The organism is Catenulispora rubra, assembly GCF_015356825.1.
Lineage (GTDB): Bacteria > Actinomycetota > Actinomycetes > Streptomycetales > Catenulisporaceae > Catenulispora > Catenulispora rubra.
This window is the reverse complement of record NZ_JAACYW010000222.1, coordinates 1-19,433: the sequence shown is the minus strand read 5'-3', so window position 1 is coordinate 19,433 and position 19,433 is coordinate 1. Positions and strand designations below refer to the sequence as shown.

Here is a 19,433-nt window from a genome sequence, read left to right as displayed (position 1 = left end):
GTGTATTCGTGGGGGGTGCCCATCAGTTTGTGGACGCTGTCGTCGAGGGTGGCGCCTGTCGCCGCGTGGTCGCGGTTCTCCAGCGCCTCCAGTGAGGCGGCCAGGGAGCGGAGGCGGTCGACGGCGCCTTCGGCGGCGAACTGGGCGGCGCCCAGGCCTTCGACGAAGTAGCCGCGGCGGGCGCGGCCCGCCTCTTCGTAGGCTGACAGCACCGAGTACACGCCCGCGTAGCCGCCGGGGATGCGTTCGGCCATCACCGAGCCGCGCGTCACGACGCCGTAGCGGTCCATCAGCACCTCGCCGAGCAGGTGCGCGCGGCGCGTCGGGTCGGCGATGCGGGGGGACAGGCGGGACCAGCGGCCGGCGCCGGAGGGGCTCACGGCGGCCGAGGCGTTCTGGTCGGCCGCCACTGCTGCGACGCCGAAGCGGGCGTAGCGGCCGCGAGGAGTGGGACGGCGCGCCTTGTGGGCGCTCTTGCCCGAGTTCAGGAGGCCGCGAAGTGGCGCGAGTGTGTCGTTGGTGACGTAGCCGGCCCAGAGTAGGTCCCAGAGTCCTGACAGAACTTCTGATGGGGGAAAGGCGTCGCCGACTCGGGAAACGATCCCGCGTAGGAATAGAGCTGCGTCATCGCCTAGGGCGGCCAGGATTGCCTCGTGGACGGGGCCGGGGTCCAGGGCCTCGGAGGGTTCGGGGAGGAGGAGTGGTGCCAGCTCTGCGGGGCACAGCGTTACCCAGCCGTCGTCGCCGGCAAGCGATCCGGCGCCGGCCCAGACGACCTCGCCGGAGGAGGTCAGTTCGTCGAGCATTGTTGGGGAGTAGTCGGCGACACGCGAGGGCAGGATCAGGCGCTCCAGGGCCGAGGCGGGGACCACTGCGCCAGCGAGTTGCTCGACGACTCGGAGCACTCCGTCGGTGCCGCGCAGAGGTGAGGAAGCGGCGCGGCCGACGGATTGCCAGGCTGGGAGGAGCATGGCCAACGTTCGCGGTGGGACCGGCTCGGCTTCCTTGCGCAGTGCTGCCATCGTGCGGCGGCGGACCCGGCGAAGGACTTCGGCGTCGCACCACTCCGTGCCACTGCCGCCGGGGCGGAACTCGCCAGAAAGTACGCGGCCGGTGGCTGCCAGGCGTTCCAGGGCTGCGATCACCGAAGAAGCAGGGATGCCGAAGCGAACCGCGGGTTCGATGGCGCTGAAGGGGCCGTGCGTACGCGCGTAGCGGGCGACCAGGTCGCCCAAAGGGTCGGCGACCACGGCGGTGAAAGCTTCGGGGATGCCGACCGGCAGGGGGATGCCCAGCGCGTCTTGCAACCGTCCCGCGTCCTCGATCGCGGCCCAGCGCTCCTCGCCGGCCATCCGGACCCTGATGACGCGGCGCGCGCCCTCCAGGTCCACCAGCCACGACGCCTCGATCCCGCGCGCCGCCGCCTCCGCCGTGGACAGCGGCCCGAGCAGGCGCAGCAGGTCGGCGGCGTCCTCGGCGTCGCGGGCGCGCCGCGTCGGCGTCAGGTACTGGAGTTCCTCTTCGAGGGCGATGAGGATGTCCGGGTCCAGCAGGTCCCGCAGGCCGGTCTGGCCCAGCAGCTCGGCCAGCAGCGCCGGGTCCAGCGACAGCGCGGCGGCGCGGCGCTCGGCCAGTGGGGAGTCGCCCTCGTACATGAACTGCGCGATGTAGCCGAACAGCAGCGAGCGCGCGAAGGGCGAGGGCTGCGCCGTCTCCACCTCGACGATCCGCACCTTGCGCGCCTCGATGTCCCGGCACAGCTCGATCAGCCCCGGCACGTCGTACACGTCCTGCAGCACCTCGCGCACGGCCTCCAGCACGATCGGGAAGCTCGCGTGCCGCGCCGCCACCGCCAGCAGCTGCGCCGAGCGCTGCCGCTGCTGCCACAGCGGCGTGCGCTTGCCCGGGCGCGTGCGCGGCAGAAGCAGCGCACGGCCGGCGCACTCGCGGAAGCGTGAGGCGAACAGCGCCGAGCCGCCGATCTCGCCGGTGACGATCTCCTCGATCTCGTCCGAGGCGAACAGCAGCCCCAGGCTCTCGGTGGTCGGGTCGGCCGCGTCGGTGTCCGGAAGGCGCAGCACGATGCCGTCGTCGGCGTGCATCACCTGCGCGTCCAGGCCGTAGCGCTCGCGCAGCCGGGTCCCGATCGCCAGCGCCCAGGGCGCGTGCACCTGCGCGCCGAACGGCGAGTGGATCAGCACCTTCCAGTCGCCGAGCTCGTCGCGGGTGCGTTCGACCACGATGGTGCGGTCGTCGGGGACGCGGCCGGTGGCCTGCTTCTGCTCGCGCAGGTAGGACAGCAGGTTGTCGGCGGCCCAGTCGTCCAGCCCGGACTTCTTCAGCCGGGTCCTGGACGTCGCCTCCTCGGCCTTGCCCAGCTCGCGCAGGAACCCGCCGAGCGCGCGGCCCAGCTCCAGCGGCCGGCCGAGCGCGTCGCCGTGCCAGAACGGCAGCTTGCCCGGCATCCCCGGGGCCGGGGAGACCAGGACCCGGTCGTGCGTGATGTCCTCGATCCGCCAGGACGACGAGCCCAGCGTGAACACGTCGCCGACCCGCGACTCGTAGACCATCTCCTCGTCCAGCTCGCCGACCCGCTTGGCGCCCTCCTTCGCGCCGGCGAGGAAGACCCCGAAGTAGCCGCGGTCCGGGATGGTGCCGCCGGAGGTGACGGCCAGCCGCTGCGCGCCGGGACGCGCCGAGATCTTGCCCTCGACCCGGTCCCACACGATGCGCGGCTTCAGCTCGGCGAACTCGTCCGAGGGATAGCGACCCGACAGAAGATCGAGCACTGATTCATAGGCCGAGTCTGGCAGCGCGGCGAACGGCATCGCGCGGCGGACCAGGGCGATGAGATCGTCCGTCCGCCAGTCCTCGACCGCGACCATCGCGATGATCTGCTGCGCCAGCACGTCCAGCGGGTTGCGCACCACCTTCAGCGACTCGATGGACCCCGACGCCATCCGCTCGGCCACCACCGCCGACTGCACCAGGTCGCCCCGGTACTTGGGGAAGATCACGCCGTGCGAGATCGCCCCGACCTGGTGCCCGGCGCGCCCGACCCGCTGCAGCCCGGCGGCCACCGACGGCGGCGACTCCACCTGCACCACCAGGTCCACGGCGCCCATGTCGATGCCCAGCTCCAGGCTGGAGGTGGCGACCACGGCCGGGAGCGTCCCGGCCTTCAGCGCCTCCTCGATGTCGGCGCGCTGCTCCTTGGAGACTGAGCCGTGGTGCGCGCGGGCCAGCACCGGCGGGGCGCCCGAGACCTGCCCGGCCTGCGCCATCATTTCGGCGGGGGTCGAGGTCGCGAGGATCTTCCGGATGCTCAGCGGGTCGTCGAGGGCGTCACGGTCGGCGCCGTTTGCGCCGGCGGCACTGGAGCCATCGGCACCGGCGCCGCTGATACCGCCGGTCATCCGCTCCCAGTGCGCCTCGTTCAGCTTGCCGGTCAGCCGCTCGGCCAGCCGCCGGGAGTTGGTGAAGACGATGGTCGACCGGTGCCGCTCGATCAGGTCGGCCACGGCCGCCTCGACGTGCGGCCACACCGACACCTGGCGGCGGCCGGTCTGGTCGGCGGCGACCAGCTCGCCGTCGTCGGCGTCCAGCGCCCCCATGTCCTCGACCGGCACCGAGACCCGGATGTCGAAGGTCTTCGCGATCTTCGGGGCCACCACCTCGACCGGATGCGGGCCGCCGAGGAACTGCGCGACGGTCTCGGCCGGCCGCACGGTCGCCGACAGGCCGATGCGCCGCGCCGGCCGCTCCAGCAGCGCGTCCAGCCGCTCCAGGGAGACGGCCAGGTGCGAGCCGCGCTTGGTCCCGGCGACCGCGTGCACCTCGTCGATGATCACGGTCTCCACGCCGCGCAGCGACTCGCGGGCGGCGGAGGTGAGGATCAGGAACAGCGACTCGGGCGTGGTGATCAGGATGTCCGAGGGCTTGGTCATGAACTTGCGCCGCTGGTCGGCCGGGGTGTCGCCGGAGCGCACCGCGATGTCGACGTCCGGCTCGGGCAGGCCCAGGCGCGCGGCGGCCTGCTTCAGGCCGGCCAGCGGCGCGCGCAGGTTGCGCTCCACGTCCACGGCCAGCGCCTTCAGCGGCGAGACGTACACGACCCGGCAGCGGCGCTTGGGCTCGGCCGGGGGCGGGCCGAAGGCCAGCCGGTCCAGCGCGGCCAGGAACGCGGCGAGCGTTTTTCCGGATCCAGTCGGGGCCACGACCAGGGCGTTCTTCTCCTCGGCGAGCGCGTTCCAGGCCCCGGCCTGGGCGGTCGTGGGCTCGGCGAAGGCAGCCGTGAACCAGGCTTTGGTGGCTGGATGGAAGTGATCCAGGGCTGCCGACGTTTTCATACGATCCATACTGCCTTGGCCGTCTGACAGACTTGGGCCATGCGGTCAGGGACGATGCGGCTTCAGGATTTCTGGGAGCGGATGCGCGAGGTGTTCGGGCCGCTCACGGATTCGTACGCGCGCGATCACGTGATGAGCGACCTCGGCGGTCGCACCGTGATGCAGGCGCTGGGGGACGGCGTGGCCGTGAAGGACATCTGGGGTGCTGTCGCCCGGGACCGGGATCTTCCGTACTTCTAGGCGTCAGGGATGGGTGTCGGTGACGGCGATGACCTCGTCCAGCCGGTGCAGCGCGTCCTGGAGCTGCGCGACCCGGTCGCGGATGCGGTCGCGCTCGGCGTGCAGCATGCGGCGCTGCTCGGCATCGGTGTGGCCGGCGTCGTAGCAGGTCAACAGCTCGGCGATGTTCTTGCTGGTCAGCCCGGCGGCGTACATCTGCTGGAAGAAGCGGACCATTTCCACGGCGGCTTCCGGGTAATGGCGCTGGCCCGAGGAACTGCGTTCCGGGATCAGCAGGCCCTGCTCCTCGTAGTAGCGCAGCGCGCGGACGCTGACGCCCGACCGCGTCGCCAATTCCCCGATCCGCATCAGTCCGCCTCCGACTTGCCTCTCACGTCAACGTGAGGTTTTAGCGTAACCGACATGGAGATCAACGGATCGATCGCACTCGTCACCGGCGCCAACCGCGGACTCGGCCGCGCCTTCACCGCGCACCTGCTCGACCGCGGTGCCGCCAAGGTCTACGCCGCCGCGCGCCGGCCCGACGACATGAGCCTCGACGGCCTCGACGCGGACCGCGTCGAGGCCGTCGCCCTGGACGTCACCGACCCCGCCGCGGTGCGCCGGGCCGCGGAGCAGGCGCCGGACGTCACCCTGCTGGTCAACAACGCGGGGTCCAACACCTGGCAGGACCTGGTGGCCGGGGACCTGGACCAGATCAGGCTGGAACTGGAGACCCATCTGTTCGGGTCCCTGCAGATGATCCGGGCGTTCGCCCCGGCGCTCGGGCGCAACGGCGGCGGCGCGGTGGTGAACCTGCTGTCGGCGATGTCCTGGTTCGCGCATCCCGGCGCCAACGCCTACCACGTCGCCAAGGCCGCGGCGTGGGCGATGGTGAACAGCGTCCGCCTCGAACTGGCCGACCAGGGCACCCTGGTCACCGGCGTGCACCTGGGCCTGGCCGACACCGACATGAGTGCCGGGTTCGACAGCGAGAAGCTGCCGCCGGTCGAGGTCGCGCGCGCCGCGCTGGACGGCGTCGAGGCCGGTGCCTGGGAGGTGCTCGTGGACGAGTGGAGCCGTACGGTCAAGAGCTCGCTCGCCGCAGACCCTCGTCCCTTCTACGAAGCGCTGGCAGCGACCACGTTCTGACCGGGCACGCGCTCGTCCAGGTGTGTGGAGCGAGCCCGCCCTCGGCCGGAATCGTCAACCCCGCAGCCGGAAAGCCACTTCCGGCAGGGTAAGGATCCCCGCTACGTTCCACACGTGACCGCAGCCGACTCCCGAATATCGCCGATACCGCCTGACCTCGCCGGACGCGCGGCGGCGGTCCAGCGGCGCACCGTCCGGGTCCTCGTCGGCAGCCAGATCCTCGGCGGCATCGGCTCCTCGACCGGGTTCTCGCTGTCCACGCTGCTGGCCAAGGAGATCACCGGGAACGCCGGACTGGCCGGGCTGACCGGCACGTTCTCCGCGCTCGGCGCGGCGTTCGCGACCATCCCGCTCTCGCGCGTCATGGCCGCCCGCGGCCGCCGGCCCGGCCTGGTCCTCGGCTACGGGGCCGCGGTCGCCGGGACCCTGGTCATCATCCTGGCCGCGCGGCTGCACTTCTATCCGCTCCTGCTCGGCGGGATGGCGCTGTTCGGCTCGGCGTCGGCGGTCAACCTCCAGGCCCGGTACGCCGGCACCGACCTGGCGCCGGCCGAGCGGCGGGGCCGGGCGTTGTCGATGGTGATCTGGGCGGTGACGGTCGGGTCCATCCTCGGCCCGAACCTCGGGCACCCGGCGGAGGGGACGGCGCGGGCGCTCGGGCTGCCGCCGCTGGCCGGGGCCTTCCTGTGGTCGGGGTTCGCGCTCTGCGGGGCCGGGCTCGTGCTCGGCCTGCTGCTGCGCCCCGATCCGTTGCTGGTGGCGCGGGAGCTGCGCGGGGAGGACGCCGCGGCGCCGAAGCGGCTGACGCTCAAGCAGTCCTTCGCGGTCATCGCCGAGTCGCCGCGCGCGGTGCTGGCGATCGCGGTGGTGGCCGTCTCGCACACCGTCATGGTGTCGGTGATGTCGATGACGCCGGTGCACATGAACGCCGACGGCATGTCGGTGACGGTGATCGGGCTCGTGTTGTCCGTGCACATCACCGGGATGTACGCGTTCTCCCCGCTGGTCGGGGCAGCCGTGGACCGGATCGGGCGGATCCCGGTGCTCGGCGCCGGGCTGACGGTCCTGACCGCGGCCTGCCTGGTCGTCGGGTCGGCGCCGATGGGGTCGCGGGCGTACATGGTCGTCGGGTTGCTGCTGCTGGGGATCGGGTGGTCCTGCGGCGTGGTGGCCGGTTCGACGCTGCTCACCGAGTCGACGCCGGACCGGGTGCGGCCGTCGGTGCAGGGGGCGAGCGACTTCGTGATGCAGGGTTCTTCGGCGGCCGGCGCGGCGCTGGCCGGGCTGGTGGTCGGGACGCTCGGGTACTCGTGGCTGGCCGGGCTGGCGGTGGCGCTGCTGGCGCCGGTCGCAGTGCTCGTGGTCGTGACGGCGGTGCGGCGGCCGACCGTGGCGCCGGACAACATTCCGGGGCGTTCGGTGCAAGAAGACGCGGCGTCCCAGGTACCGTGAGAGGCGGTCAGGCACCGGTGGACGCGGCCGAGTCAGTTTTTGTCAGTGGCGTCCTCTAGCTTCAAGACCGTCAGACGTGAAGTACCGGAACCTAAGGCAGGCACCCATGGCGGCATCGACCACCGATCGCGAGAAGGCGCTCGACGCCGCCCTCGCCCAGATCGAGCGCAACTTCGGCAAGGGGTCGGTGATGCGGCTGGGCGCCCGCTCGGCGCAGCCGATCGACATCATCCCCACCGGCTCGATCGCCCTGGACGTGGCCCTGGGCATCGGCGGCCTGCCGCGCGGCCGGGTCGTCGAGATCTACGGCCCGGAGTCCTCCGGCAAGACGACGGTCGCGCTGCACGCGGTCGCCAACGCGCAGCGGGCCGGGGGCCAGGCGGCGTTCATCGACGCCGAGCACGCGCTGGACCCGGAGTACGCCAAGAACATCGGCGTGGACACCGACCTGCTGTTGATCTCCCAGCCCGACACCGGCGAGCAGGCGCTGGAGATCTGCGACACCCTGATCCGCTCCGGCGCGCTGGACATCATCGTCATCGACTCGGTCGCGGCCCTGGTGCCCAAGGCCGAGATCGAGGGCGAGATGGGCGACTCGCACGTCGGTCTGCAGGCCCGCCTGATGAGCCAGGCGCTGCGCAAGCTGACCGGTGTGATCAGCCAGACCAACACCACCGTGATCTTCATCAACCAGCTGCGCGAGAAGGTCGGCGTGATGTTCGGCTCGCCGGAGACCACCACCGGCGGCCGCGCGCTGAAGTTCTACGCCTCGGTGCGCCTGGACATCCGCCGCATCGAGACGCTGAAGGACGGCACGGAGGCGGTCGCGAACCGCACCCGCGTCAAGGTCGTGAAGAACAAGGTCGCGCCCCCCTTCAAGCAGGCTGAGTTCGACGTGGTGTTCGGCCAGGGCATCTCCCGCGAGGGCTCGCTGATCGACATGGGCGTCGAGCACGGGTTCGTGAAGAAGGCGGGAGCCTGGTTCACGTACTCCGAGGGGCAGCTCGGCCAGGGCCGCGAGAACGCCCGGCGGTTCCTGAAGGAGAACCCGGACGTCGCCGACGGCCTGGAGAAGCTGATCAAGGAGAAGCTGGGCATCGGGCCGAAGGTCGACGAGCCGGCCGACACCGCGGCGAGCGCGGCGCCGGCGGCTGTGGCCGCCGCCGCCGACGGCGCGGCCCCGGCCGAGGACGCCGCCGCCAAGCCGGCCAAGACGACGCGGGCGCGCAAGACCGCCGCCACGGCCGGTGCGGAGGAGTAGTAGGTGAGCGCCGGTTGGGGCCGGTTCCAGGATGAGGGAGCCGGTCCCGACTGGTTGGCCGACGCGGGGTCGGACGCGGACGAACAGGCTTCGGCCGGGTCGGACGCGGGAGCAGGCAGCTCGGATGACGGCGCGCCGGGCTGGGCCGCAGCAGCGGAACCCGGTGCGGATGCGGGCCCGAGCGGTTGGGCGTCGCTCGCCGATGGTGCCGGCGGCCGGGGCGCCGTGCCGAAGCGGTCTGAGCGGCCGGAACGGTCCGAGCGCACCGATCAGCAGCGCCGCTCCTCGGGCGGCTTCGGCGACGACCGGCGGGGCGGATCGTCATCGGCGAAGAAGAGCGCTGCCAAGAAGACTGCCGCCAAGAAGACCGCTGCCAAAAAAACTACCGGCAGCTGGTCCTCGCGCCGCAAGGACCGCGATCCGGCCGACGCCGACAAGCCCAAGCCGCCGGAGTCGCGCGAGAAGCTGGAGCAGCGCGCGAAGAACATCCTGATGTACCACCTGGGCCGGCAGATGCAGACCCGGTCGCAGCTGGCCGACAAGCTGCGCAAGAAAGAGATTCCCGACGACATCGCCGAGGCGGTGCTCGACCGCTTCGAGGAGCTGCACCTCCTGGACGACGCCGGCTACGCCGAGACCTTCGTCCGCTCCCGCCACACCGAGCGCGGCCTGGCCAAGCGGGCCCTCGGCTACGAGCTGCGCAAGCGCGGCATCGACGACGAGACCGCCGCCGAGGCGCTGTCCGCGGTCGACGAGGACCAGGAGGCCGCCACCGCGCGCCGACTTGTCGACTCCCGGCTGCGCGCCACCCGGGGGCTGGAGCCGCAGGTGCGCACCCGGCGACTGGTCGGGATGCTCGCCCGCAAGGGGTACTCCGGGTCGATCGCGTTCCGCGTGGTGCGGGAGGCGCTCGCCGAGGAGGGGCTGGACGTCGATCTCGGCGAGCCTGAGTTCGACTGACACCGGCACCGACCCCAAATCCGATCCGACACCGACGCCGCCCCGACCAGAACCAGGCGCCACCCCTGCGCCACCCGCCGGCTACCGTGCGCCGCCACCTCCAGTGACCCCTTCGCCGGAACACCACTCCTTCCAGTGCTTTCATCCGCTTTTCCCGACGACACCAACGGTTGTCGACCACACTCCTCCTTGACCGTATTGTTACCTCGCCCTAACCTCGCACTCAGTGAGGGATCATCGAAGGATCACTCAAGCGCGCTGGGAGCAAACTTCATGGTCGGCATGGTGATCGCGATCGCAGCGGTGGTCGCGGCGTGCGTCGGCCTGTTCGTGGGCATGAACGTCGGGGCCGGACGCCGGATCAACAATCTCAAGAAGAGCGCGTACGAGGACTTCGACAAGCAGGTCGCCGAGCTGGCGCAACGCGCCCAGGCCCGGGAGGGCGAGCACGCCTCCGCCGTCGTGGCCGCGCAGCGCGATCTGGCCGCCGTGCACCGGGAGGCCGCCGAGTCGCGCAAGCAGGCCGACGTCCAGGCCGTGCAGATCCGGGAGCAGGCCGCCGCGGCCGCGACCGTCGAGATGGACCGCGCCCGGCGCATCCGGGACGAGGCCGAGGCCGAGACCCGGGTGCTCAAGGACGACATCCGCGAGCTGCGGCTGGACCTGGAGCGCCGCGAGGCCCGGCAGGCCGAGCGCGAGGAGCGGCTGGACGCCGACCTGCGGCGGACCGCCGACAAGGAGCGCGAACTCGCCGCCGCCGACGTCGATCTGGAGCGCAAGAAGGCGGAGCTGGCCACGCTGGAGGACGAGCGCCGCTCCGTGCTGGAGCGCGCCGCCGCGCTGTCCGCCGCCGAGGCCAAGAACGAGCTCGTGAAGTCGATCGAGAACCAGGCCAAGCGCGAGGCCGCGGTGCTCATCCGGCAGATCGAGCAGGAGGCCCGGGACGAGGGCGACAAGCGCGCCCGCAAGACCGTGGCCCTGGCCATCCAGCGGGTGGCCAGCGAGCAGACCGCCGAGTCCGTGGTCAGCGTGCTGCACCTGCCCAGCGACGACATGAAGGGCCGGATCATCGGCCGCGAGGGCCGGAACATCCGCGCCTACGAGTCGATCACCGGGGTCAACCTGATCATCGACGACTCGCCCGAGGCCGTCCTGCTGTCCTGCTTCGACCCGGTGCGCCGGGAGGTCGGCCGGCTGACCCTGGAGGAGCTGGTCCTGGACGGCCGGATCCACCCGCACCGCATCGAGGAGATCTACGAGCGCTCCAAGGCCAAGGTGGAGACGCTGTGCGTGCGGGCCGGCGAGGACGCGCTCATGGAGCTCGGCATCACCGACATGCACCCCGAGCTGATCGCGCTGCTCGGCAAGCTCCGCTACCGCACCTCCTACGGCCAGAACGTGCTCAAGCACCTCGTGGAGTCCGCGCACCTGGCCTCGATCATGGCCTCCGAGCTGCGGCTGGACCCGGTGCTCCTCAAGCGCTGCACGGTCCTGCACGACATCGGCAAGGCCCTGACCCACGAGGTCGAGGGCAGCCACGCGCTGATCGGCGCCGAGATCGCCCGCAAGTACGGCGAGCACGACGACGTCGTGCACGCCATCGAGGCGCACCACAACGAGGTCGAGGTCCGCACCGTCGAGGCGGTCCTGACGCAGGCCGCGGACGCGATCAGCGGCGGCCGCCCCGGCGCGCGCCGCGAGTCGCTGGAGGCCTACGTCAAGCGCCTGGAGCGCCTGGAGCAGATCGCCGCCGAGCAGGAGGGCGTGGAGAAGGTCTTCGCCATGCAGGCCGGCCGCGAGATCCGGGTGATGGTCGTGCCCGACGCGGTCGACGACATCCAGGCGCAGGTCATCGCGCGGGACATCGCCAAGCAGGTCGAGGAGGAGCTGACCTACCCGGGGCAGATCCGGATCACCGTGGTGCGCGAGTCCCGGGCTACTGAGTACGCACGCTGAGGTGGTCCGGAGGGGGAGGGCTGCCCGCCGGGTTCCTCGGAGCCCGGCGCCGCCAGACCCACCGCCCGGCCAGTGCGAGCCCTGCCGGCAGCACCAGCAGCACGATCAGGTAGGCCGGGATCCCCAGCCAGGCCAGCAGTTCCTCCTGGTCGTAGGTGCTGTGCTGCACCCAGTCCGAGGCCGCCGGGGCGAACGTGTAGTCCTGCGTGATCAGCGAGGGCTGGTTGAACGAGGCGTCGTACACCGTCAGGAACATCCGCCCACTCGCCAGAGTGGTCGATGACGGCCCGAAGTCCGAGAGGTCGATCCAGTCCCCGAACGTCGAGGTCTCCGGCTGGTCCGCGACCGGCGTGCTCGTGGCGTCCATCCGGTGCGGCGCCAGCACGGACACCTCGACGTTCTGCGGCGTCGTCGCGCCGGCCGACAACCGCATCGGGTAGACGGCGGTCTTGGTGGGGAACGACAGGCTGATCGGGTCCAGGATGCCGTTCAGGTCGGCCGTGCTGCCGGTGGCCAGGCGGACGGCGACGAACTTCCAGCCCTGGCTCGTGTAGGCGGCCAACCGGCTCGCGGTGCCGGCCTTGAGGGTGAAGCCGTGCTGGTTCAGCCAGTCGCCGAGCGCCTCGGGGTCGGTCGAGGCCAGGTTCGCGACCTCGAACTCGCCGATCTGCTGGTCGCTGAGCACCTGCACAGCCGGCTGCCGGGGAGCGCCGTCCATCGCGCCGCCGGCCACCGCGCCGTAGTCGCCGGTCGATCCCCCGAGATGCGGCCAGAAGTAGTGGTGCACGGCGGGGACCGGCTCCTCGGCGAATGCCAGATCGCCGAACAGGGACACGTTCGCCAGCTTCGCCGTGGCCGGAGCCGGCACCGGCATCACCCACGCGGCGTCCGTGACATTGCTCTGCGTGGAGAACCGCATGACGACGTCTTCGGTCGTCCCGTCGAACTCGACGACCGCTTCTTCCCGCGCGACGCTCATCGTGCCGCCGGAGCCGGGGATCATCGCCCCGCATCCGCACGCCCACGCCGGATCGGCCACCCAGACCGCCTGCAACCCGCCGGCCGCCAGTGCGAGTGTCAGAGCTTTGGTCACCCATCTACGCATCCTGATTCGCCTCCCGAGAAAGAACCCGTCTTCCGGCGAGGCTTTGACGCCCTCGCCGGAAGACGGGTTCCGGTGCTCTCACCACGGATTGGTAACGGTCGGGTAAGCGACCGGCCACCGCTTTCGGGTTACCGCTTCCGTCCCGGAGCCAGCAGCTGCACCGCCACCGCGGCCGCCGTCAGCAGCACCGCGATCCCGATCAGCGTGACGTGCATCCCGTGCGCGAAGTCGCCGCCTGCCACCAGCGCCCCGGCCACGGCCACCGCCAGCGCGCCGCCGACCTGCCGGGAGGTGTTCACGATGCCGGCCGCGGTGCCCGCCTGCTCGGCCGGAACGCTCCCCATCACCATGATGGTCAGGGCCGGGACCACGAAGGCGCCGGCGAAGGAGACCGGGATCAGCAGCAGCACCAGCAGCCAGGCCGGCTGGTCCGGGCGGACCGCCAGCAGCAGGAGCATCGCGCCGGCGGTGCCGGCCAGGCCGATGGTCATCGACAGCCGGGCGCCGATCTTCGCCACCATGCGCGCCGCCACGGTCACGTTCACCAGCGTCACCACCGCGGTGATCGGCGCGAACAGCAGGCCGGTGACGGTCGAGGACTTGTGCGCCACCTGCTGGAAGTACAGGCTGAGCAGGAAGATCACACCGTAGAAGGCGGCGTTGACGGTGAAGCCGGCGAACGCGGTCAGCGACATCGCGCGGGACTTGAACAGCGCCAGCGGCACCATCGGCCGCGCCTGGCGGGACTCGGCGACGGCGAAGACCACCGAGGCGAGTACGGCCGCTGCGAACGAGGCGAGCACCGGCGTGGTCCCGAAGCCCTTCGAGCCGCCCTCGATGAAGCCGTAGGTCAGGCCGGCCAGCGCCACCACCGAGGAGACCAGGCCGATGACGTCGAAGTGCGCGCCGACCGCCGTCCTGGCCTGGACCAGCTTGGGCGTCCCGGCCAGCAGGGCCAGCGCCGCGGCCCCGGCCGGCAGGTTCAGGAAGAAGATCCAGCGCCAGTCCACCGCGGCGGTGATCAGGCCGCCGGCCACCGGTCCGGCGGCCGCGGCCGCCGAGCCCGCCGCCGTCCACAGCGCGATCGCCCGGTTCCGCTTCGCCGGGTCCGGGAACGCCTGGCGCACCAGGGACAGCGAGGCCGGCAGCATCAACGAGGCGGCGCCGCCCTGCACCAGCCGCGCGGTGACCAGGAGCCCCAGCGACGGGGCCAGGCCGCAGGCCGCGGAGGAGAGCGTGAACCCGATCAGCCCGAGGCCGTAGGCGGCCTTGGCGCCGATCCGGTCGCTCAGCGCGCCGGCCGAGAGCATCAGCGCGGCGAAGGCGAGCGTGTAGCCGTCTATCACCCACTGCGCGCCGGCCATCCCGCCGGCCAGGCTGCGGTTGATCGCCGGGAGCGCCACGTTGACCACCATGGCGTCGAGGCCGACGAGGAAGAAGCCGAAGACCGAGGCGGCGAGGATGCGCCTGGCAGCGGTCGCGGACGGCGCGGTGTCGATCGTCGCAGTCGCGGTGGCGACCGGCGCGTCGGCGACAGACGTGGTGGCGGCGGTGCTGGTGGCCCGCGGCCGGGCGGCGGTGAGAGCTGTCATGCCTGTAACCCTCGCGGTCGGTGCCGCGACCATACAGACCGCGCCGAACCGGGGAGCGCGGTGCCGGGGTGCGACACACCCCCTCACTTCTCGCGCCCGCGCTCTACGCTGGCAGTATGACGAACGGCAGCGAGTTGGGGATCTTCCTGAAGGCGCGGCGCGCGGCCGTCCGGCCCGAGGACGTCGGCCTGCCGCCCAGCGCGGGCGTCCGGCGGACCCCAGGCCTGCGCCGCGAGGAGGTAGCGATCCTGGCCGGCGTCAGCGTCGACTACTACACCCGCCTGGAGCGCGGCAAGGAGACCAACCCGAGCCCGGCCGTGGTCGACGCACTGGCCCGCATCCTGCGGCTGAACCCTGACGAGCACCAGCACCTGCGCGACCTCACCGCGATCGCCGCGCAGCCGGCCCGCCGGATCGAACAGCGGCAGTCCCGCACCCGCACGGTGCGTCAGGGCGCGCTGATCCTGATGGAGCAGCTGCGTCCCAACCCGGTCTACATCGTCAGCCGCACCAACGACCTGCTGGCCGCGAACCCGGCCGGCCTGGCGCTGTTCCCGGGCCTGGCCGGCTGGCCGAGCAGGCAGCGCAACGTCACCCGCTACCTGTTCCTGAGCCCGGCCGCCAAGCAGCTGTATCCGGAGTGGGACAAGCTGGTCCCGACCTCTGTGGCCTACCTGCGGGCGCGCGCCGGCGCCGATCCCGACGACCCGGACCTGGTGCGCCTGATCGGCGAGCTGGTGGTGAAGAGCAAGGAGTTCGCCCGGCTCTGGGAGCGCTACGAGGTGCTGAACCTCAGCCAGGGCACGAAGGCCTTCCACCACCCCGACGTCGGTCCGATGACGCTGGACTACGAGGCCATGGAGCTGGCGAACACCGGCGGCCAGCGCATGATCGCCTACTACACGATGCCCGGCAGCGCCGACCGGGACGCCGTGGCGCTACTCGACATGATCGGCTCGGGGCTTCTCGCGGCCGGCGTCGAAGGACTTCAGCAGTTCGTTCAGCCCGCCGATGGAGAGCTTGTGGAAACTGGGGAGGGGGCCGGGGTGGCCGGCGATCAGGAGGGCTGAGCGGATGGTCATCCGCACTATCCGCATCGCCGCGTAGAACAGGTAGAAGGCCAGGGGCAGCTCGACGAAGAACGCCGAGAGCAGCGCGGCCGTCTCGTCGGACGTGCCCCAGTCCAGCGTGATGTCGAACCACGCGTCGCACACCAGCAGCGTCGCGGTGAAGACGCACGAGACCACCACGAACTGCCGCCTGCGCCAGGCGCCGTACGTGGTGACGAACAGCCCGAGCAGCAGCAGGACGTCGAAGCCAACCCAGGCGGCGTTCCAGGCGTTCTCCGGATGGTGGTCGGGCAGCACCAGGGCCAGGTAGACGATCCACGGCACCAGCACCACGAAACCGCCGGTGACGACGGCCAGGAACAGCTGGCGCATGTGGCGCAGCTGGGCGTTCTTCAGTGACGGCAGGCCGGCGGCCTCGAGATCGTCAGCGTTCACATCTCCGATGGTCGCACGAAGACCTCGCACGGTCCTTTGTCACAGATCTGTCACGGCGTGGAACCGGCCCGCCATCCGGGCGTCTTCCCAGCGAGACATCACATTGGGGACTGGGGAGGAACCATAATGGCTGGTCAGGGGAGCAAGATGTGGGCTCGCGCGGCGATGTGCGCGGCGGCGTTGGTGACCCCGCTCGTGGTGAGCGGCTGCCAGAGCGCGACGAACGCGACGGGCACCGGCGGGGCGGCCGCGCCGCAGGCCGGGGGGTCGAGCACGCCGAGCGCGGTGGTCTCGACGAGTGCCTCGGCCGGCGCTTCGGGCGGCACGCCGACCTCGGCCCCGTCACAGCTGAACGCCACGACCGGGAACGGCATCACCGTCTCCGACGGCGGCAGCAAGATCCTGATGAACGGCAAGGCCGTCGACTTCGGCACCCAGGTCCACGACCCGTCATGGTCGCCGGACGGCACCCGGGTGGTCTTCATCGACGGCTCCGGCAGCCTGGTGGTGGCCAACGCCGACGGCTCCGGCCGGACCGAGGCGGCGCACAACCCCGGCGGCCAGACCTGGTCGCACCCGACGTGGCAGACCACGCAGGCCGACACGGCGGACGGCATGCCCGCGCGGAACAACATCTTCTTCGCCTCCAGCGTCGGCGGTACCACGCTGTGGGAGGTCCCGACGACCGCCCACGACGCGCAGCCGACGCAGCTCACCCTCAACGGCTACTCCGGGGAGGGCTCGACGCCGCCGCCGGCGAAGGGCAACACCTGGCCGGCCGGGGGCGGCAAGTTCGGCGGCGCGGTCTACGAGCACGACAGCGCCACGTCGTCGGACGTCTACGTCCGCGACAACTACCTGCGCCAGCAGGGCGGCCTGGCGATCAAGAACGCCGCCGAGCCGGACTACGTGCTGGTCGGCACCTCCTCGACCTCCGAGGGGGCGCCGGAGGTCGTGTTCGTCCGCCAGGTCGGAGCCCACAAGCACGTGTTCGTGGAGTCCATCCAGACCAGCACCGGCGGCGCCCCGTCCGCGGCCCGCGACCTGACCCCGAACGCCACCACCGACTGCACCGAGCCCGCGATCTCGCCGGACGGCAAGACGGTCGTGTTCTCCACGTCCTCCGGCGTCGTGACCGTCGCCGCCGACGGCTCGGGGACGCCGGCCTTCGTGACGAACACCCCCGGGTTCCCGGCCTTCCGGCCCGGCTCCTGAACCGGCACCGGGGGGACAAGAACCAGGCGCTACGACCGCCACCAGGGCTCCCGGACCACGAGGTCGTCAACCTTCTCACACCCCTGTGCGTTGGCGACCTCCTTGCGGTCCAGATCCCACCCGACGATCCCGTCGCCCATGCGCGTCAGCACGTCGAGCCAGTTCTTCGGCTCCAGGGCCACCAGCACGTCCCAGGCCGCGTCGCCGCCGCCGACGGTCCAGGCCACCTTCAGGATCGCCGAACACCAGGACCACGGCCAGCACCACGGTGTGTCCGGGGCCGCCCCGCTCGTCATCGTTCTTCGCCGTCTCGACCACGGGCCACATTTGGCCGGGCGCCGAGGCCCGGCGGCCAATCCGTTGCTCCGAATGATTCTGTCAGGAGATCTGCGCACCTGTGGTTGCGCAACCTGAGTTGCTGATCTAGGGTGAAGGGGTGACCGAGCTTCGACCTGATGCCGACGACCTGCACGAGGAGGCGTTGCGCGCGGCCATGGAGATCTTCGTGGTCGTCGGGCGGCTGCGCCGGCGTCTGACGTCGCTGCCCGGCGACGACGGCCTGACGCCCACGCAGGCCTCCGTGCTGACCCGGCTGAGCAAGGTCGAGTCCGCGACGGTCGGCGAGCTGGCCGGTGCGGAGCAGGTCACGCATCAGGCGACGGTCAAGACCGTGGCCGCGCTGGAGCAGGCCGGCCTGGTCCGGCGCGATCCCGACCCCACCGACGGCCGTCGGCAGCTCATCAGCCTCACCGAGGTCGGACGGACCCGGGCCCAGGGCGAGCGGCAGGCGCGGCAGGCGTGGCTGGCCCGCGCGCTCACCGAGCGCGGCACCCCGGAGGAGATCCGGGCCGTGCTGACCGCGGCCGAACTGCTCGGCAAGGTCTCCGACTCGTCCTGAAGTCCTGAAGTCCTGAAGTCCTGACGTTCCTTAGTTCCGCAGCTCAGTAGTCCCCAGTCCCTAGGAAAGGCACTCCCCGTGGCCATCACCACCATCGACCCGAAGACCGCGCTGGTCGTCATCGACCTGCAGAGCGGCATCACCGCCATGCCCGGCGCCCCGGTCCCGACCTCCGACGTCATCAAGAACTCCGTCGAGCTGGCGAATGCCTTCCGCGCCCGCGACCTGCCGGTCGTGCTGGTCAACGTGACCTTCGCCGGCGACGGCGCGGACCTGATGCCCGGCCGCGTCGACCAGGGGATGAGCGGTATGCAGCTGCCCGAGGGCTGGGACCGGATCATCGCCGACCTCGACGGCCACGAGGACGACATCCGGGTCACCAAGCGCAACTGGTCGGCGTTCTACGGCACCAACCTCGACCTGCACCTGCGCCGCCGCGGCGTGACGCAGATCGTCCTGACCGGCATCGCGACCAGCATCGGCGTGGAGTCCACGGCGCGCAACGCGCACGAGCACGGCTACCACGTCACGGTCGCCACCGACGCGGTCACCGACTCCAACGCCGACGCGCACCAGAACAGCGTCGAGCGCATCTTCCCGCGGCTCGCCGAGAACGGGACCACCGCGGAGATCGTCGCCGCGCTGCCCGCCGCCGGCTGAGGCACGACCAGCACCACCAGCACGACCAGCCCCCGTCCCGGGCTCCTACGTGCGCTCGACCCCCGTCACCTCGCAGAATGGGAGGTGACGGGGACGGCGAAGCGACCGTCAGGAGGCGGCGATGAGCGGCAGGATCAAACACCCGGTCTTTGCCCGCGTCTACGCGAAGTGCGCCGGGCCCTCATTGGAGAAGGCCGGGATCGGCGTGCACCGGGACCGGCTGCTGGCCGGCCTGACCGGTGACGTCATCGAGGTCGGAGCAGGCAACGGCCTCAACTTCACGCACTACCCACCCGAAGTGAAGCGCGTGGTGGCGGTGGAACCGGAACCGGACCTGCGAGCCCTGGCCGAGCAGGCCGCCCGCTCGGCATCCGTACCAGTGCCGGTAGAGGTCGTCGAAGGCCGCGCCGAGGCACTACCGTTCCCCGACGCCTCCTTCGACGCGGCAGTGGCGTGCCTGGTCCTGTGCTCGGTCGCGGACCAGGGCGTCGCACTCCGGGAGATCGACAGGGTCCTGCGACCCGGCGGCACACTGCGCTTCTTCGAACACGTCCGCTCCGACGGCGCCGGAATGCGCGGCGTCCAGCGCGCGCTGGACGCGACGATCTGGCCGCTGCTCGCCGGCGGCTGCCACACCGCGCGCGACACCGGGGCCGCGATCGTCGCCGCCGGGTTCATGGTCACCGAACTCGACTGCTTCGAGTTCCCGGAGACCCGGATCCCGATGCCGATCCAGACCCACATGCTCGGGACCGCGATCTCCCCGCACTAGTGGTTCCGGGAATGCTTACCTGACTGCAGCCAACGCTTCCTCAGGAGCCTTGGTCTGCGCCGGCCGCTAGCGCGTGACCATCACCGAGGCGACCGTCAGCACGACGCCGAGCTCACCGTGCACCAGAAGCCGGCGAGGGGAGCGGGCCGGGCTGTTGGTTGCGGTTGGCGACGGGCCAGGCTGACTGGTGGTGTGGTGGCTGGGTCCGAAGGACCATGCGGGGTGTTGGTTCTGGGTCCCTCGCCGCGTCAGCGGGCGCAGCCAACCTGCCCGGTTTGGCGGTGTCAAGCCGGACGGAGCCGGACCACAGCAGCAGCGATGCGGCTTGATTCCGCCA

The 19,433-nt window shown here is 71.4% G+C and carries 16 protein-coding genes; 11 read left to right on the top strand and 5 right to left on the bottom strand.

Annotation, left to right across the window (positions count from 1 at the left end; all coding sequences use genetic code 11):
* The coding region (locus tag GWK61_RS39575) for an ATP-dependent helicase (protein WP_194916852.1) at window positions 1-4,358 on the bottom strand (4,358 nt) is incomplete at its 3' end.
* A gap of 45 nt (window positions 4,359-4,403) precedes the next feature.
* On the opposite strand from GWK61_RS39575, the gene GWK61_RS39570 reads away from it, so the two are divergent.
* Entirely contained in the window at window positions 4,404-4,589 is a 186-nt protein-coding gene (locus GWK61_RS39570; RefSeq protein WP_194916855.1) for a DUF3046 domain-containing protein, read from the top strand.
* Window positions 4,590-4,592: 3 nt separating this feature from the next.
* On the opposite strand, the gene GWK61_RS39565 is transcribed toward GWK61_RS39570, so the two are convergent.
* Window positions 4,593-4,937 carry a MerR family transcriptional regulator gene (locus tag GWK61_RS39565; RefSeq protein ID WP_194916851.1) on the bottom strand — a complete coding sequence of 115 codons (345 nt, stop codon included), beginning with the start codon at window positions 4,935-4,937 and terminating at the stop codon, window positions 4,593-4,595.
* Window positions 4,938-4,991: 54 nt separating this feature from the next.
* On the opposite strand from GWK61_RS39565, the gene GWK61_RS39560 reads away from it, so the two are divergent.
* The 5 genes from GWK61_RS39560 (at window position 4,992) to rny (ending at window position 11,349) form a co-directional block, all read left to right on the top strand.
* Window positions 4,992-5,720: an SDR family oxidoreductase gene (locus GWK61_RS39560; RefSeq protein ID WP_194916850.1), complete on the top strand. Its 729-nt coding sequence runs from the start codon at window positions 4,992-4,994 to the stop codon at window positions 5,718-5,720.
* A 114-nt stretch (window positions 5,721-5,834) separates the two neighbouring features.
* Window positions 5,835-7,172: an MFS transporter gene (locus GWK61_RS39555; protein WP_194916849.1), complete on the top strand. Its 1,338-nt coding sequence runs from the start codon at window positions 5,835-5,837 to the stop codon at window positions 7,170-7,172.
* A 106-nt stretch (window positions 7,173-7,278) separates the two neighbouring features.
* On the top strand, window positions 7,279-8,433 hold the full coding sequence (gene recA, locus GWK61_RS39550) for a recombinase RecA (RefSeq protein WP_194916848.1): 1,155 nt from the start codon (window positions 7,279-7,281) through the stop codon (window positions 8,431-8,433).
* Between the two features lie 3 nt (window positions 8,434-8,436).
* Complete coding sequence (locus GWK61_RS60055) at window positions 8,437-9,393, top strand: regulatory protein RecX (RefSeq protein ID WP_323747960.1); 957 nt, start codon at window positions 8,437-8,439, stop codon at window positions 9,391-9,393.
* A gap of 336 nt (window positions 9,394-9,729) precedes the next feature.
* Window positions 9,730-11,349 carry a ribonuclease Y gene (rny, locus tag GWK61_RS39540; RefSeq protein ID WP_438939808.1) on the top strand — a complete coding sequence of 540 codons (1,620 nt, stop codon included), beginning with the start codon at window positions 9,730-9,732 and terminating at the stop codon, window positions 11,347-11,349.
* On the opposite strand, the gene GWK61_RS39535 is transcribed toward rny, so the two are convergent.
* A complete protein-coding gene (locus GWK61_RS39535) occupies window positions 11,330-12,442 on the bottom strand; it encodes a DUF2330 domain-containing protein (RefSeq protein WP_194916846.1) in 1,113 nt (370 codons plus the stop codon). The two genes, rny and GWK61_RS39535, sit on opposite strands and share 20 nt — an antisense overlap.
* A gap of 140 nt (window positions 12,443-12,582) precedes the next feature.
* A complete protein-coding gene (locus GWK61_RS39530) occupies window positions 12,583-14,046 on the bottom strand; it encodes an MFS transporter (RefSeq protein ID WP_228563690.1) in 1,464 nt (487 codons plus the stop codon).
* A gap of 116 nt (window positions 14,047-14,162) precedes the next feature.
* Here GWK61_RS39530 and GWK61_RS39525 point away from each other — a divergent pair, with 116 nt between their 5' ends.
* Both GWK61_RS39525 and GWK61_RS39520 read left to right on the top strand, forming a co-directional pair.
* Window positions 14,163-15,116, top strand: coding sequence for a helix-turn-helix transcriptional regulator (locus GWK61_RS39525; protein WP_194916844.1), 954 nt, complete (start codon window positions 14,163-14,165; stop codon window positions 15,114-15,116).
* Window positions 15,117-15,677: 561 nt separating this feature from the next.
* Window positions 15,678-16,766, top strand: a complete 1,089-nt coding sequence (locus GWK61_RS39520; RefSeq protein ID WP_194916843.1) for a TolB-like translocation protein — start codon at window positions 15,678-15,680, stop codon at window positions 16,764-16,766.
* Window positions 16,767-16,795: 29 nt separating this feature from the next.
* On the opposite strand, the gene GWK61_RS39515 is transcribed toward GWK61_RS39520, so the two are convergent.
* Window positions 16,796-17,062, bottom strand: coding sequence for a hypothetical protein (locus GWK61_RS39515; protein ID WP_194916842.1), 267 nt, complete (start codon window positions 17,060-17,062; stop codon window positions 16,796-16,798).
* A 140-nt stretch (window positions 17,063-17,202) separates the two neighbouring features.
* Between GWK61_RS39515 and GWK61_RS39510 the strand changes: the two genes are divergently transcribed.
* From GWK61_RS39510 to GWK61_RS39500, 3 genes are all read left to right on the top strand, one after another.
* Window positions 17,203-17,664: a MarR family winged helix-turn-helix transcriptional regulator gene (locus tag GWK61_RS39510; protein ID WP_323747959.1), complete on the top strand. Its 462-nt coding sequence runs from the start codon at window positions 17,203-17,205 to the stop codon at window positions 17,662-17,664.
* 78 nt (window positions 17,665-17,742) lie between these two features.
* A complete protein-coding gene (locus GWK61_RS39505) occupies window positions 17,743-18,324 on the top strand; it encodes a hydrolase (RefSeq protein ID WP_194916841.1) in 582 nt (193 codons plus the stop codon).
* 121 nt (window positions 18,325-18,445) lie between these two features.
* On the top strand, window positions 18,446-19,096 hold the full coding sequence (locus GWK61_RS39500; protein WP_194916840.1) for a class I SAM-dependent methyltransferase: 651 nt from the start codon (window positions 18,446-18,448) through the stop codon (window positions 19,094-19,096).
* Window positions 19,097-19,433: the final 337 nt, after the last annotated feature.